13 protein-coding genes and 1 pseudogene are annotated in these 14,583 nt (G+C 59.2%); 5 read left to right on the plus strand and 9 right to left on the minus strand.

All coding sequences use genetic code 11. From position 1 onward, the window contains the following. Window positions 1-15 precede the first annotated feature (15 nt). Entirely contained in the window at window positions 16-1,647 is a 1,632-nt protein-coding gene (locus tag GL286_RS04045; RefSeq protein WP_155094230.1) for a winged helix-turn-helix domain-containing protein, read from the minus strand. A gap of 540 nt (window positions 1,648-2,187) precedes the next feature. Here GL286_RS04045 and GL286_RS04050 point away from each other — a divergent pair. The 4 genes from GL286_RS04050 (at window position 2,188) to GL286_RS04065 (ending at window position 6,393) form a co-directional block, all read left to right on the plus strand. Continuing rightward, window positions 2,188-3,300, plus strand: a complete 1,113-nt coding sequence (locus GL286_RS04050) for a DegT/DnrJ/EryC1/StrS family aminotransferase (RefSeq protein WP_155094231.1) — start codon at window positions 2,188-2,190, stop codon at window positions 3,298-3,300. Next, a complete protein-coding gene (locus GL286_RS04055) occupies window positions 3,294-4,346 on the plus strand; it encodes a glycosyltransferase 61 family protein (RefSeq protein ID WP_155094232.1) in 1,053 nt (350 codons plus the stop codon). Before GL286_RS04050 ends, GL286_RS04055 begins: the two co-directional genes overlap by 7 nt. Beyond that, the gene (locus GL286_RS04060) at window positions 4,343-5,587 is read left to right on the plus strand and encodes a glycosyltransferase family 4 protein (RefSeq protein WP_155094233.1); all 1,245 of its coding nucleotides are present in this window, start codon (window positions 4,343-4,345) and stop codon (window positions 5,585-5,587) included. Before GL286_RS04055 ends, GL286_RS04060 begins: the two co-directional genes overlap by 4 nt. 101 nt (window positions 5,588-5,688) lie before the next feature. Then, window positions 5,689-6,393, plus strand: a complete 705-nt coding sequence (locus GL286_RS04065; protein WP_155094533.1) for a fumarylacetoacetate hydrolase family protein — start codon at window positions 5,689-5,691, stop codon at window positions 6,391-6,393. A gap of 54 nt (window positions 6,394-6,447) precedes the next feature. Here the strand turns inward: GL286_RS04065 and GL286_RS22435 are convergent. The 3 genes and pseudogenes from GL286_RS22435 to GL286_RS04080 all read right to left on the minus strand — a co-directional run. Next, window positions 6,448-6,621, minus strand: a pseudogene (locus tag GL286_RS22435) (DUF3008 family protein); the annotation flags it as partial. 64 nt (window positions 6,622-6,685) lie between these two features. Further along, complete coding sequence (locus tag GL286_RS04075) at window positions 6,686-6,982, minus strand: PRC-barrel domain containing protein (RefSeq protein WP_155094234.1); 297 nt, start codon at window positions 6,980-6,982, stop codon at window positions 6,686-6,688. Window positions 6,983-7,080: 98 nt separating this feature from the next. Next, the gene (locus GL286_RS04080) at window positions 7,081-8,058 is read right to left on the minus strand and encodes an alpha/beta hydrolase (RefSeq protein ID WP_211596179.1); all 978 of its coding nucleotides are present in this window, start codon (window positions 8,056-8,058) and stop codon (window positions 7,081-7,083) included. A gap of 143 nt (window positions 8,059-8,201) precedes the next feature. On the opposite strand from GL286_RS04080, the gene GL286_RS04085 reads away from it, so the two are divergent. Continuing rightward, window positions 8,202-9,332, plus strand: a complete 1,131-nt coding sequence (locus GL286_RS04085) for a carboxylate-amine ligase (protein ID WP_155094235.1) — start codon at window positions 8,202-8,204, stop codon at window positions 9,330-9,332. Here GL286_RS04085 and GL286_RS04090 read toward each other — a convergent pair whose 3' ends face one another. The 5 genes from GL286_RS04090 to GL286_RS04110 form a co-directional block, all read right to left on the minus strand. Next, window positions 9,333-10,142 (minus strand): DeoR/GlpR family DNA-binding transcription regulator, encoded by an 810-nt coding sequence (locus tag GL286_RS04090; protein ID WP_343038825.1) that lies wholly within the window; start codon window positions 10,140-10,142, stop codon window positions 9,333-9,335. It lies immediately after the preceding gene. A gap of 78 nt (window positions 10,143-10,220) precedes the next feature. Further along, window positions 10,221-11,312 carry an ABC transporter permease gene (locus GL286_RS04095; RefSeq protein WP_155094236.1) on the minus strand — a complete coding sequence of 364 codons (1,092 nt, stop codon included), beginning with the start codon at window positions 11,310-11,312 and terminating at the stop codon, window positions 10,221-10,223. Then, window positions 11,309-12,832, minus strand: coding sequence for a sugar ABC transporter ATP-binding protein (locus GL286_RS04100; RefSeq protein WP_155094237.1), 1,524 nt, complete (start codon window positions 12,830-12,832; stop codon window positions 11,309-11,311). Before GL286_RS04100 ends, GL286_RS04095 begins: the two co-directional genes overlap by 4 nt. Further along, entirely contained in the window at window positions 12,829-13,473 is a 645-nt protein-coding gene (locus GL286_RS04105) for a DUF2291 family protein (protein WP_155094238.1), read from the minus strand. The genes GL286_RS04100 and GL286_RS04105 overlap by 4 nt, the downstream gene beginning before the upstream one ends. Window positions 13,474-13,533: 60 nt before the next feature. Next, window positions 13,534-14,472: a D-ribose ABC transporter substrate-binding protein gene (locus GL286_RS04110; protein WP_155094239.1), complete on the minus strand. Its 939-nt coding sequence runs from the start codon at window positions 14,470-14,472 to the stop codon at window positions 13,534-13,536. Between the last annotated feature and the right edge of the window lie 111 nt (window positions 14,473-14,583).

Raw genomic sequence — 14,583 nt, forward strand, 5'->3', positions numbered from 1 at the left:
GTCCCTGATATGGCATCAATTCGCGAGTCCCGCGCGCGACAGGAACGCCAGTTCGGTCTTGATGATCTGGGGATCACGGTAGCAATCGCCCTCGGCCCAACGGCTCAGGGTCAAACGAGGCTGCATTCCCGAAGCGCTTGCGACCCATCGGCGGGCCTCGGCGGGTTTGCCAAGCTGCATCAGGGAAATTGCCGCGCTGAGATTCATGTAGGCGGACAGATCGGGAACCTGCTGGAACTCGATCACGGCCTGCGCGTGGCGTCCCATCAACCGGTAGGCATTGCCGCGATGGGCGTGTGAATGGGTTTTGATCTGGGGATCCCATGCTGCCGCCTGATCGATCCAGCCAAGTGCGGTACGATAATCGCCCGCGCAGACCAGCACCTCGGCCAAGCTGTTCAGCATCCTGCCATCGTAAGGCGACAAAGCCACGGCCTCTTGCGCCTGTCTGACCGCAAAATCGAAATCATGGCTTTGCATCAGGACAAACGCGTTCAGCCAATAGGCATCGCGACGAACCTCGAAGCTAAGGTCATCCGCAGCCAACACTTCACGCACCAGTTCAGCGGCCTTGGCAGCATGGAGGTCGGCATCCTTGTCGCGATAGGTCCGATAAGCTGTCAGATGATACCAGCCCAGTTTGACCTTGAGCAACGTCGAGTTCGGAAAATGGCGTAGCCCCTCGGCCCAGACAGCGCCAGCACGGTCGTTGTCCCCGGAGTCCTCGGCATCGGCGTAGAGATCAAGGCCACGCAGATAATAGTCGAATTCGCCCAAGCTGGATTTCTGACTTTCCCAGGCCTGACGGTACTGGGCGCGTTTGATCTCGCTTTTCTCGCCAATCAGGCTGGAAATGATCTGGCTGGTTACATCGTCATGCTGGATCGAACTACCGGACGCCGTCCTATCAAAACGCTGCGACCACATGCTTCGCCCCGTCGTCGCATCGCTGAGCTGCGCCACAATCCGCAGGCTGTCACCGCTTTTGCGCACGCTGCCATCAAGGACATAATCGGCATCCAACTCATGACCGATCTGGCGAACGTCGACCGGACCCTGCCCATATTTGAACGAGGAGTTGCGGGCAATCACCGCAACGCCCGCCGATTGCGCCAGCATCGAGATAATATCCTCGGCCACGCCTTTCCCAAGAGAATCGACCGACGGGTCAGCACCCAGATTGACAAAAGGCAATACCGCAACCCTTGGAGGGTCAGGCAATCTGCTGGTCGTACGAGGCCAGAACGCGACGATCACAAAGCACAACAGCGCGACCAATCCCAGAACGTGCCACATAGAGCCGCGCGGGGGACGAACCGCAGGTACATCATCGATCGGCAAAACCAGCCGATATCCACGTCTGGGCACGGTCTTGAGCAGCACACGGTTCTTGTCCCCCAAAGCACGGCGAATATCACCGATACATTGAACAAGGCTGTCATCCGTGACCGCTGTCCCCTTCCAGACCGCGTCGATCAGGGCATCTTTGCCGACCACACGGCCGCGCTGCCTGACCAACTCGCGCAACACGGCGAAACTTTGGGCCCGCAGGGGAATGTCCGAGCCGCTGGCATTTTGCAGCGTCCCCGCCGACAGATTCACCGTGACGTCATTCAGAACCAGTCTGGGTGCGATACATCCGTCCATCCCGCCACCTCAGCAGAACGATCCAAGCCTTCACTTCAAAGATACATCAGTTCCGAAACCCGTCAGGCCTGACCTTTCGTTTAAATTTCGTGATCTTTCGGCGCGGTTTCAGGACAGGCAAATATCAGGCATGCTGACCTGTTCTTGTGCAAATTCACAATGAACCGACAGGAGCAGATCATGATTGCCTTGGTCATCGCCGCATGCATGACAATGACTCAGGAATGTCGAAATTTCGAGTTGCTATATGATGCATATGACGTGTCGTTAATGACCTGCATGATGGCAGGACAACCGCAAGTGGCTCTGTGGAAAACACAAAATCCTAAATGGCAGATCTCGCGATGGCATTGCGAGACCCATGACACAAGAAGCTCAAGCATTTGATTAAATTACGAATAAATGCGCGGACAAACTTTGCCTGATTTGACCTATCCAAATGGGTAGGTGCGCGGGCAGACAAAATAAAGTGACGAACGCTCATTCGAGGTTACACTGACGCGGTAATGATTTCGGCTTGCCTTTGCGAGGCCACCCGTAATGACCAATGCACCTATTTTTGTAACACGCCCTGTTTTGCCCCCCCTTTCCGAGATGATGCCATTCCTCGAAAGGATCTGGAGCAGCCGCATTCTTTCGAATAACGGTCCGCTGCTCCAGCAGTTCGAGGCCAATCTGGCCAGTTATCTGGGGGTCCAGCACCTTTCAGTAGTGTGCAACGCCTCGCTTGGGCTGGTTCTGTCGCTCAGGCATTTCGGGATCACCGGCGAGGTCATCACCTCTCCGTTTTCATTCGTCGCCACCGCCCATGCAATTCGCTGGGCTGGCGCACAACCGGTCTTTGCCGATGTGGACCCGAACACGCTGAACCTTGATCCGGAAACGGTCGAGGCACAGATCACGCCGCAGACACAGGCGATCATGGCCGTCCATTGCTACGGCATTCCTTGTGACACCGAGGGGCTGGCAGCCGTCGCCCGCCGCAACGGGTTGAAGCTGATCTATGACGCGGCACATGCTTTCGGGGTACGGAAAGGCGGCGCTCCCTTGGTGGCCGAGGGCGATATGTCGGTCATCAGTTTCCACGCCACGAAGGTATTCCACAGCTTCGAGGGTGGGGCGATTATCTCGCCGGATCGGCAGACCAAAGTCGCGATCGACCGGCTGATGAATTACGGTATCGTCGACGAAGTGACTGTCTCGGAAGTCGGGCTGAACACCAAGATGAGCGAGCTGCACGCGGCCGTGGGTTTGGCGATGCTGCCGCGAATTGACGAGATCATCGACGCCCGCGACCGTGTGGCCAACCGCTATTGGCAATCGCTGTCGCAAATTCCGGGCCTGCATTGCCTTTGCCCGCCGGGCCAACCCGGACATAACTCTTACGCCTTTCCGGTCCGGATCGGCCAAGATTACCCGATCAGCCGGGACGAACTATACACGCAGTTGCGTCTGGAAGGCATCTTCGCCCGACGCTACTTCCATCCGTTGATCTCGGATCTGCCGATGTATTCCGGTCTGCCTTCGACAGCAGAGGGCCGCTTACCACGCGCCCGCGCCGCAGGGGATGAGATCTTGTGCCTACCGCTTTACCCCGATCTTGCCGAGGCGGATCAGGATCGCATCATCGGAATCGTCAGCCGGCCATGTTGAACGCAGCGCTGATCTCGCGCAATTTCGCGCGCCTCCTGCGTCGCGGGCCGGTGGACCTGACCCATTATGCCGTTGAACGTCATGAGCTTTGTCCGGCCGAGGAAACGGGCAGGTCGGCAGCGCTGTATCCCGAAGGGGCGATGGACCGGATCGTCGCCCTTTCCCCCTGGCGCAACCTCGATCTTGAAATGGGGCTGATTCAGGGTACCCCGATCAGGCACGAAGCGACCGAAGTATTGGTCGTGCCCGATGTCAGTCTTGCCGGAGCCTACCTGTATCGCGGCGGCGCGAAGGAACGCATCGGGATTGGCGAGGCCAAGCTTTATGACCGTGATCTGGAATCACGCAGGGTCATACCCGAAGCGCATCTGGTCTCATCGTGGATGGGCGCGGATTTTTTCGGCAACTTCATGCAGGACAGTTTACCGTTAGAATTGGTTCCGCCCCCGGATGCTCTACGGATCGTCGCACCGACCAAGCCCTATATGCATGAGGCAGGCTATCGCGCGCTGTTCGACCTGCCGCCTCCGCCGATGCCGCGACACGCTAAGATCAGCCGTCTGAGCCTTTATCGCGATTTTTCCCAGAACAGCTTCAAACTGGCGCGATATAACGAGTTGCGCACACGGTTGCGCGCCAATCTTGGGGAAATCCCGCCATCTGCCGGTGTGTTCCTGCGCCGGGGATCGTCGCTGGGCGAGCCTCGGCGGCTGCTCAACGAAGAGGCCGTGATCGAGTTTCTCGCTACCTTGGGCTTCGATATTCTCGATCCGGAAAGGATGGGCGCGGATTCGATCGCCCGTGTCGCACTGGACGCACCGGTGGTGGTTGCCGTCGAAGGCAGCCATTTGGGCCATGCGATCTATACGCTTGCGGCAGGTGGATCGCTGTTGGTCATCCAACCGCCCTACCGCTTCGCGATGCCCTATAAAGAGGTAACCGATTGCATGGGAATGAAGTTCGGCTTCGTGGTGGGTCTTCCGGCGGAAGGCGGGTTTGTCGCCGATATTGATGAAATCAAGCAGATGCTGGAGCGTTTGGCATGAGGGGTGATCTGCTGGAAGGTCCGAATGAATTGATCCTGTTGCCCTCGTTGCAAGCGCAGCGTGGGCCGAATGGCGGCTTGGTCCTGACCCAGAAATACATGGAGGGCGCGGCCGAATACGCCAAGAACTGGCCCGGTCCGGTCACCAGCCTTGTCGCTTTGGACGACCAGCCGACCACGGATATGGACCATCACGAATACATGCCCGGCGAAGGCGAAACCGGACTTGAACTTCGCCTCTCCAACACCGAGGCCCTGGTCAGCCGTCTGGCCAATGCCGCTCAGGTCGTGGCCTTTCTTGCGCGCAACGAATTACCGATGCTTGATGTTTGCCAAAGGATGGGCTTGCCGGTGGTGTTCGTGACCGAGTACTCGCCACACACCGAACGCCAGATATTAGCCTCGGAAAAGCTCAATCCGTTGAAACGCCTGCGCAGGCATGTCTGGCTTTGGCGCACCGAGAAAATACGCCGTAAGATGGTAGCCCGCGCTGCCGGTCTGCAATGCAGCGGGACGCCTACCTATGAGAACTACCGGCAACTCAATCCCGACACTATGCTGTTTTTTGACAATCGGGTGCGCGCCTCCGAGGTCATTTCGGATCAGGCGATGGAGGCCAAACTTCAGCACATCCGTGCCAAAGAGCCGCTGCGCCTTGTCTTCGGCGGCCGGATGATCCCGATGAAGGGTGTGATGGAACTTCCGCGCGTCGCTGCAGAATTGCGCAGGCTAGGTGTGCCATTCGTCTTCGACGTCTACGGTTCTGGCCCCCAACAAGCAGAATTGCAGGCAAAGATCGAAGCCGAAGGGTTACGGGAACAAATGATCCTGCGTGGCGTCCTTGATTTCCAGACCGGATGGATTCCCTATTTGCGTCAATCCGCCGACATGTTTGTCTGCTGCCACACGCAAGGCGACCCCTCCAGCACCTATCCCGAGGTGATGTCCTGCGGTGTGCCGATCGCGGGATATGCGAACGACGCCTTTCGCGGCATTGTCGAGGTTTCGGGATCGGGCTGGCAGGTGCCTATATTTGATGCCGGTGCTTTGGCGCGCACCATCGCGCGGCTGCACGAGAACCGGAACGAGATCGCTGCGTCGGCCCAGAAAGCGCGGGACTTCGCCCGCCAGCATGTTTTCGAGGTAACCTTCGCCGCCCGCGCCGCGCATTTCGTCCGCACGAGCAGGCTTCCCAAAGGAATGAAACCTGAATCGGCCCTTGCGCCTTCGGAACCGGCCTGACGGCGGAATAGCCCTTGACCCCGTCGGAATTGACGACAGCAATGCCTGTGACCGCGATGCAGCATTCCAAGCCGCGCGCGCAAAAGCAGGACAAGAACGACATGAGCGCCACTTACGCCTTTACTCCGGCTCCGATCCCGACCCTTCCGGTGGCCGGAGATGATACGCTGTTCCCGATCCGCCGCATCTATTGCGTCGGGCGCAACTTCGCCGAACACGCAATCGAAATGGGCCACGACCCCGACAAGGAACCACCCTTCTTTTTCCAGAAGAACCCCGACGCCATCGTGCCTCTGGGCGGGGACTTCCCCTACCCCACCGCTTCCGCGGATGTCCATCATGAGGTTGAACTGGTTGTTGCGCTCAAATCCGGCGGCACCGATATCGCGATCGAGGACGCGCTTGATTGCGTCTACGGCTACGGCGTCGGTTTGGACATGACGCGCCGTGACCTGCAAGCCACCGCCAAGAAAATGGGCCGCCCGTGGGAGGTCGCGAAATCCTTCGAGGCCTCGGCCCCGTGCAGCGCCATCCATGCGGTCGCCGAAATCGGCCATCCCACCAACGGCGCCCTATGGGCCAAGGTCAACGGCGAGGTCCGCCAAACCGGAGACCTGAACCAGATGATCTGGAAAGTTCCCGAAATGATCGCCTATCTCTCCCGCTTGTTCGAGCTACGTCCGGGCGATCTGATTTTTACAGGAACTCCGGCAGGCGTCGGCGCGGTCATTGCCGGTGACCGGATCGAAGCCAGCATCGAGGGGATCGACGCAATTCACGTCAACGTCGTCGAACCACGGTCCTGAACGCTCTGCCACGGTGGGAGGTTCTACCGCCCGCCGTATCACCTTTTTGGCGACGTGTTCGGGTTTGCCGCGATGCTTGGTTTTGGCGAGGTCTTCGAGTTTCGCTTCGGACATCGAGGCAAACATTTCCTTCGAGGCCCCGCGCAATTCGCCTTTCTTCGTGTCGCCCCGCTTGGCTGAAAGCGCCGCGCCTGCGGCTTTCTGTTGGGCTTTGGACTTTGCGGGCATGGAATCTTCCTCTGCCTGATGAGGCGGCGCGGGACAATCCCGCGCCGCCGTCATTTCTGCCGGATCAGTGGTGATGCTCTGGCATCCGCTTCAACTCATCCTTGCTGTATCGCGTCACGGCATGAACTGTGCCACTCAGATCGCGCATCAGATCAAGATCGCGCAACGCGAGCGCGACCGGTCTTGCTCCGATCCCGAGGATACCGCCCACTTCGACAATGGCCTGACCATCCGGTCCCGAGCCATGCAGATGCGAAATAGCGCCGACTTTTTCATCATCCGGCCCATAAACCGCAGCGCCATCCAATATCGCGTCGGTCAGTTCCTCCGCGCGAAGGCGGTCATGCAATGCGTGGTCCATTTTCAGGTCCTCCTGACTGGTTTCAGCATGCAGAACCAACGTAACCGCGCTGGCCCTGTTCCCCCGCCTCAAGGCGACGTGATCGAAGGACGGAAGACTTAGCTATCGCTTGCAGGAACCATTCCGGTCCGCTCAAGCCAGTCCGAGAACAGCCTTGGCCATCCCGCGACCGGCAGATCCTGCGCACCTTTGATGCCAAAACCATGGCCGCCATCGCGATAGATATGCATCTCGGCTTTCACACCCGCATTGCGCAATGCCGAATAGTACCGGATCGCGTTTTCGGTCGGAACGGCGGGGTCATCATCGGCAAAGACAATGAAGGTTTCGGGAACTTCGCTTGTTACGTGCAGCTCGGGTGAATAGGCGTCCTTCTGTTCACGCGTGGGTGCATCGCCCAGCAACGCTTTGCGCGAACCTTCATGCACCTTGTCGTCCTGCATCGTGACGACCGGATAGATCAACGCCGAAAAATCCGGACGTGCCGACACCTGATCGACAGCGTCAATCGGAGCATAGACCTTGCGATCAAATCCGACCGAAAGCGATGCGCCCAGATGGCCCGCCGCCGAGAAGCCAAGGAAGCCGACACGGGCCGGATCTAGCCCCCATTCCTGCGGATGCTGGCGAACAAGCCGGACTGCCCTTTGTCCATCGGCCAATGGAGCATCGGCAGCATTGTCATGACCCTCTCCGGGCAGGCGGTAGGCCAGAAGGAATGCCGTCACGCCTTGCGCCGCCAATGCCTGCGCGATTTCGATCCCTTCCTTGTCCAGAACGACGCGTTGATACGAGCCCCCCGGCGCAATGATCAACGAGGTTCCGTTCGGTTTCTCGGGCAGGAACGCGGTCAGCGAGGGCTCGGCAATGCCCATCAACGCACGGTCGGCGCGAAACAGGGATTTGCTGCGGTCGACGATTTGCTCCTGCAGATCAGGCGGAGTTCCTGCCGGACGCTCCGGCCAGAGATTGAGGCGTTGTTCATGCGCTAAAGGCTCGGCCATCACCGGCCCTGCCATGACGAAAGCTGCCGCGAAAACTGCATGCAAAAACCCTCGTGGAAAAAGAAATTCCATGTTTCCTCCGTTAGTTAAGATCCTGCTCCCGAGGGTTGAAAGCTGACATGCCAGACAAGGTGTTTCAATCATAGATGTATGGTTCCGGGAACATTCGGGGCCGTTTCGTGCTTGTTCCGGATCCGCAGCAACGTTGAGCCCTCATGTCCCGAGAACCCGCATTTTCACTTGGCATCGAAGAGGAATATCTGCTGGTCGATGCCGAAACCGGCGCACTTCGCGATGCCCCCGACGCGCTGATGGCTGCTTGTAAGGCCGAACTCGAGGATCAGGTCAGCCCGGAGTTCCTGCGCTGCCAGATCGAGATCGGCACACCGGTTTCCGCGAACATCCTTGAAGCAAGAAGCCATCTCGCACGTTTGCGCGGCACAATCTCGCGGCAGGCCACCGAGTTCGGGCTTGCTCCTATTTCCTCGGCCTGCCATCCGCTCGCCGACTGGCGCGATCAGGATCATACCGACAAGGACCGCTACAATCGTCTGTCGCAAGAAATGCGCGGGATGGCCCGCCGCATGCTGATCTGCGGTATGCATGTGCATGTCGGTATCGACGATCAGGATCTGCGCATCGACCTGATGAACCAATTCAAGTATTTTCTACCACACTTGCTGGCAATCTCGGCTTCCAGCCCATTTTGGCAAGGCGAGGAAACCGGCCTCGCCTCGTATCGCACGACTGTCTTTGCGGGCTATCCACGGACGGGCCTACCGCCTGATCTGGGAAGCTGGAACGAGTTCGACCGCTCGGCCAGGGCTTTGTCGGATCTGGAAATCATCAGGGACAGCAGCGAGATCTGGTGGGATCTAAGGCCTTCGGCGCGGTTCCCGACCCTTGAAACGCGGGTTTGCGACGCATGCCCACGATTGGCCGATACCATCACTTTGGCAGCGTTGATTCAGGCGAGTTTACGAATGCTGTGGCGGTTGTCACAGCGCAACATGCGTTGGCGACAATATGATAATTTCCTGCTGGGCGAGAATCGCTGGCGTGCATTGCGCCATGGTTTGGCTAAAGGGCTGATCGACTTTGGCGGCGGCGAGATCAAACCGCATGACGTCCTTGCCGAGGAATGGTTGGCAATGATCGCCGAGGATGCCGATCAGCTTGCCTGCCAACCCAACGTGGCGCGCCTGCGCGAGATTGTGGCACATGGCAATTCGGCAGATCGACAGCGCGCGGTTTTCGCCTCGGCCACGGCAGCGGGCGCCAACCGCGACGAGGCGCATCGTGCCATCGTCATGCACCTGATCGAGGAGTTCCGCGAGGGGCTATAGTCACTTGGCGATAAGAAGCTCGATGCCGCGCGCCTCGAATTCTTTCGCATCCGCGTCCGATATTCCGTCATCAGTGATGAACGAATGGACGACCTCAAGTGAGCCGAGCCGCGTGAACGAGCTTTTATTGATCTTGGTGCTATCTGCGACCAGATAGACGCGCGAAGCAGCGCGGATCATCGCCTCTTTCAGTTGCAGATCGGCGAAACTGGGATAGGTCAGTCCAGCATCCAAGGCGACGCCCGCGGTGGCAAGGAACAGCTTTCCGGCAAAGATATTGCGGAAATATTCGACCGACTTATCGCCCGACAGCGACAACGTCGGAGCCTTGAATTGACCGCCGGGCATATGGACCTCGAACCCAGGCACGGCGCCCATCACAATCGCGATGTTCAGGGCGTTGGTGATGACCGTCAGGTTCTTGCGGTTGACAAGGCGCGTGGCAACCTCGGTGGTAGTGGTTCCTGCGTCAAGGATCAGCGTTTCGCCATCCTCGACCAGACTTGCAGCCAATGCACCAATGCGGCGCTTTTTGTCCATGTTTTCCTGATGATGCAACATGAGGCTTTCGACCTGCGACGGGGCCGAGTTCAAATAGGCCCCACCATGCTCACGCGTAATGAAGCCTTCGTTCTCCAGCCGCTCAAGATCCTGACGGATCGTCGCCTCCGACACCTGAAACGCCGAAGCAAGTTCGCGCACACGGGCCGCACCCTCTTCCTGAATCCATTCCAGAATGCGGCGGCGGCGGGGCTCGGACAAAAGGCCGATCATGGTCTCATCTCGCGTGATCTCGGGCTTTTGCTGCACTTGGCGGCTCCGCGGGGAATTAGGGTCTTTCGGTCGGGGGGCTTGTAGTGCATCCCCGACCGCTTGGCAAAGCGACCGTCACGAGGTCCGCGCGGCGGCCGCGGCCTCTTGTTGTAGGGCGACACGGGCCTGAAGGCGGCTTTGCGCCTGATCGATCACGACGGCTGCAATGATCACCAGACCCTTGATGACAGTCTGCCAGAAGGAGGACACCCCCATCATGATCAGCCCGTCCGACAGAATGCCGATCACGAATGCCCCGACAATCGTGCCGCCGATCCGCCCGCGCCCGCCCGACATCGAAGTCCCGCCAAGAACCGCAGCGGCAATGGCGTTCAATTCGAAGGTCTCGCCGGTGGCCGGATGACTGGCCTGCAACTGGCTCGCGATGATCAGCCCGACCAGCGCCGCGCAGAAGCCCGAAAAGACATAGACGAACAGCTTGACGCGGTTAACCTTGACGCCCGACAGCGCTGCACCGCGTTCGTTGCCACCGACAGCATAGATATGGCGGCCAAGTGGGGTGCGGCTGGCGATATACGCTGCCAAAGCGGCAACGACGATCAGCATCCAGATCATGAAGGGCAGACCAAGCAGGTTTCCGGTGCCGATATAGGGAAAACTTGCCGAGCCATATTCGGCATTGCCCGAAAGGTTCGGGAAGGTCCGCCCCCCCGAGGACAGCAGCGCCGCTCCGCGTGCGACATAAAGTGTGCCAAGCGTGGCGATAAAGGGCGCGACGTTCAGTTTTGTGATCAGAAGCCCGTTTATCAGCCCGACCAGCATGCCGACGAGAACGGTCAATAGTCCAATCTCGAACGTGTTGAACTGTAACGAATAACCGATACCCAAAGCGCCCAGATCAATGCCGTTCAGCACCAGCCAGCCAGCCACCATACCGCAAAGCCCGACGATCGAACCCACCGAAAGATCGATCCCTCCGGTGATGATGACAAAGGTCATGCCGATGGCCAGAAAGGCATTCAGCGCCACGTGTTTCGAGATGATAACCGCATTCGCGGTGGTCAGAAAGTTCGGCGCATTGATGGCGAAGAAGGCAAAAACAAGGATCAGAGCGACAAAGGTCCGCATCTTCAACAGCAGCAAAAGCGCGCTTGTCCCCGGAGAAATCGCGTGGCTTGCAGTGGCAGAAGGGGTGGCGGCGCTCATGCGGCGGGCTCCTTGACGGGGGCGGTGGCGGCAATCACGGCTGCGGCGTCGGTGCCGCTTTCAAACATGCCGGTGATGCGGCCATCGGCCATGACAATAATGCGGTCTGAAAGGGCAAGCACCTCGTCCAGATCCGATGTGACGAACAGGATGCCAAGTCCCTCGGCGGCAAGGCGGCGCATGGTGCGGAAAACCTCGGCCTTGGCGCCAATGTCGATCCCGCGCGAGGGCTCGTCCATCAGCAGGATCTTGGGATCGGTCATCAGCGCCTTGCCGATGACGACCTTTTGCTGGTTACCGCCCGACAAACTGGAGACTGGGTTTTCGGGACTGGCGACCTTGATTGTCAGGTTCTTGACGAACTCGGCAGCGGTTTTCGCTTCGGCCTTCAGGTCGAGATGGAAGAATTTGGCAAAGCGGGGCAACGCCGACAGCGTCAGGTTTTCCCGAATGGCCATGATCTGCACAAGGCCGTCACGTTTGCGATCCTCGGGGATCAAGGCGATGCCACGCGCGATCCGGCCCGTCACATCCTTTTCGGTCAGCGGCTTTCCCTCGACGAAAAAGCGCCCGCCGGAATGGGGATGCTGGGCCATGATGCATTCCAGAAACTCGGTGCGTCCCGCGCCCATCAATCCGTACAGACCGACAATCTCTCCGGACCGGACCGAAAGCGATACGTGATCGACCGCATAGCCACCGCCGGGACGCGGAAGGGAAACCTCCTCGGCGCGAAAGACTTCATCACCGAAATTGGCGGGCTCGGTGCGACCGAATTCCTTGGAACTGTCGCCGATCATCGCGCGCACGATCCACGGAATATCGACCCCCTGCATCGGACGCGAGCCGGTAATCTCGCCATCGCGCAGCACGGTGATATAATCGCCGATACGGATCAGTTCCTCCAGCCGATGGCTGATATAGACGATGCCGACGCCATGGGCCTTGAGATCGGCGATGACGCGGAAAAGCACCTCGACCTCGGCGGCGGACAGGGCCGAGGTCGGCTCGTCAAGGATCAGGATTTCTGCGTTCTGCGCCAGTGCTTTAGCAATCTCGACGATCTGCTGCTGACCGATCCGCAGGTTACCCAACGGCGTGTCGGGATGGATCGGCTGTTCCAGCCGCTTCATCAGCTTGGCGGTTTCGGCCCGCTGATACTCGCGGTCGATATCGACGCCCGCACGGGTCGGCTCGCGCCCGATGAAGATGTTTTCTGCAACCGTCAGGTTCGGGAACAGGTTCAGTTCCTGAAAGACGATGCCGATGCCCTGTGCCACCGCGTCCGCCTTGGAGTGGAAATCAACCACCTTGCCGTTGCGGGTGATCTCGCCCTCGGTCAGGGATTCAACGCCGGCGATGACCTTCATCATCGTCGATTTACCGGCGCCATTCTCGCCCACAAGCACATTGACCGCGCCCATGCGCAGATCAAAGTCCACCTCTTTCAACGCGCGTGTGCCGGGATAAACCTTGACGCCGCCGCGAATGGTCAGACCTATCGGATGCCCCTCGCTCATGGTTTCATCTCAAGGGTGATCGGGCTGACGAGCCACGCCTCGGAGGCCGAACGGATGGCTATGACGCCAGTGAAAGCAGCGGTCTTGCCGATCGGATCGCCATCAGGGATCTGAACCGAGGCCGTCGCGACATCGTTCAGGGCGCGGCCAAGCTTGGCGAATTCGATCTGGTCGCGGAAATTGGTGAAGTCGTAGAAAGGCGAGAAGTCCCGCAAAGCCGTACCCTTGACCACAGGGCCAAGTTGCAGCGTCACATCGGACGCACCATCGGCGTCAGTATCCAGCCCCAAAGTGCGGGCGCGGCTTTCAAGATTGGCCTCGACCACCTTGCCTTCGCCCTTGACCGCAAAGTTCCACGCAGCGCCTGCGCCGGAACCGGCTTTGCCATGAGCCTTGCCCGCTGCCTCCAGACCGCTTGCGACGGCGGCACGCAGATCAGCGACCGGCAGAGCTTTTTCGTTGATGGTTGGAACCAGCTTGGGCTCCCATGTCTCGGCCAGCAAATTCTGGATGCGGGCGTCGTCGCCGCTGGCATCGGCCGCCGGGGCCTTTTCGTCCGCAGTTTGCGTCTTCACGATCTTGCAACCGCTCAGCCCGAAGGCCGCGACCAGACAGGCCGCAGTCAGGAGGATGCGTGTCATAACGGGTCTCACCAGATCAAAAAGACCCGGCACGGGCGATCCCGCACCGGGTCATAGTCGTCATTTCAGCGCGAAGGTTTCCAGTTTCGAGGCGTTATCGGCATTGATCAGGATACAATCCATCAACTGCTTTTCCTCGACTCCGGTCGCGCCGGTTTTCAGGAATTTGTCAGCCTGCTCGACCGCCAACTGGGCCTGATCATAGGCCGGCTGCAGCACGGTGGCTTTGATCCCGCCCTTGGCAATCGAGTCGCGCACGTCGTTCGAGCCATCGAAACCGACGACAATGACATCGGTGCGGCCAGCAGCCTCAAGCGCGGCCCATGCACCCATGGCCATGGTGTCGTTGCCCGAGATCACGCCCTTGATGCCCGGATTGGCCTGAAGCATCGACTCCATGACCGTATAGGCCTCGGTCTGCGACCAGTTGGCGGTCTGCTGCGCGACCATCTTCAGATCGGGATACTGGTCGATCACATCGTGATAGCCCTGCGAGCGGATACCGGCATTGGTGTCCGATTCCTTGCCCAGCAGTTCCGCGTACTCGCCCTTTTCGCCCATCAGCTTGACGAATTCCTCGGCCCCAAGCTGCGCGCCTTGGTAGTTGTTCGACACGATCTGCGACACGGCAACGCCCGAAGCGGTGATCTCGCGGTCGATCAGGAAGCTCGGGATACCCGCATCCTTGGCCTTCTGCACGGCGGCAACCGAAGCATCGGCACCGGCATTGTCCAGAATGATCGCCTTCACCTTGGCGGCAATCGCGCTGTCGAACAGTTGCGACTGCTTGTTGGCATCGTCGTCATGGACCAGAATCATTGCCTCATAGCCAAGTTCCTTGGCTTTGGCGGCAGCACCGTCGGCCTCGGCCTTGAAGAACGGGTTGTCATGGCTGGGCGTGATAATAGCGATGCTATCAGCAGCGGCAGCCAAGGACGGCAATGCGCCTGCCATGGCCAAAGCCATTGCGGACACCAGAATACGGCGTTTGAAATTCATCTTTCTCTCCCTGTTGCCGCGCAAAGGCAGCGACTCCTCTGCGCTATTCCTGCGACTTGTTGGCATTTCCAGTCAAGTGTTTTCGTTTCCTGCGGTTTCGTTACCGCAAAC

The sequence above is a fragment of the Paracoccus aestuariivivens genome, from assembly GCF_009711225.1.
In the GTDB taxonomy this organism is placed as follows: domain Bacteria; phylum Pseudomonadota; class Alphaproteobacteria; order Rhodobacterales; family Rhodobacteraceae; genus Paracoccus; species Paracoccus aestuariivivens.

Coding starts and splice junctions, on each gene's coding strand:
- GL286_RS04045 (WP_155094230.1), bottom strand. CDS start 1,647: ATGGACGGATGTATCGCACCCAGACTGGTTCTGAATGACGTCACGGTG.
- GL286_RS04050 (WP_155094231.1), top strand. CDS start 2,188: ATGACCAATGCACCTATTTTTGTAACACGCCCTGTTTTGCCCCCCCTT.
- GL286_RS04055 (WP_155094232.1), top strand. CDS start 3,294: ATGTTGAACGCAGCGCTGATCTCGCGCAATTTCGCGCGCCTCCTGCGT.
- GL286_RS04060 (WP_155094233.1), top strand. CDS start 4,343: ATGAGGGGTGATCTGCTGGAAGGTCCGAATGAATTGATCCTGTTGCCC.
- GL286_RS04065 (WP_155094533.1), top strand. CDS start 5,689: ATGAGCGCCACTTACGCCTTTACTCCGGCTCCGATCCCGACCCTTCCG.
- GL286_RS04075 (WP_155094234.1), bottom strand. CDS start 6,982: ATGGACCACGCATTGCATGACCGCCTTCGCGCGGAGGAACTGACCGAC.
- GL286_RS04080 (WP_211596179.1), bottom strand. CDS start 8,058: ATGGAATTTCTTTTTCCACGAGGGTTTTTGCATGCAGTTTTCGCGGCA.
- GL286_RS04085 (WP_155094235.1), top strand. CDS start 8,202: ATGTCCCGAGAACCCGCATTTTCACTTGGCATCGAAGAGGAATATCTG.
- GL286_RS04095 (WP_155094236.1), bottom strand. CDS start 11,312: ATGAGCGCCGCCACCCCTTCTGCCACTGCAAGCCACGCGATTTCTCCG.
- GL286_RS04100 (WP_155094237.1), bottom strand. CDS start 12,832: ATGAGCGAGGGGCATCCGATAGGTCTGACCATTCGCGGCGGCGTCAAG.
- GL286_RS04105 (WP_155094238.1), bottom strand. CDS start 13,473: ATGACACGCATCCTCCTGACTGCGGCCTGTCTGGTCGCGGCCTTCGGG.
- GL286_RS04110 (WP_155094239.1), bottom strand. CDS start 14,472: ATGAATTTCAAACGCCGTATTCTGGTGTCCGCAATGGCTTTGGCCATG.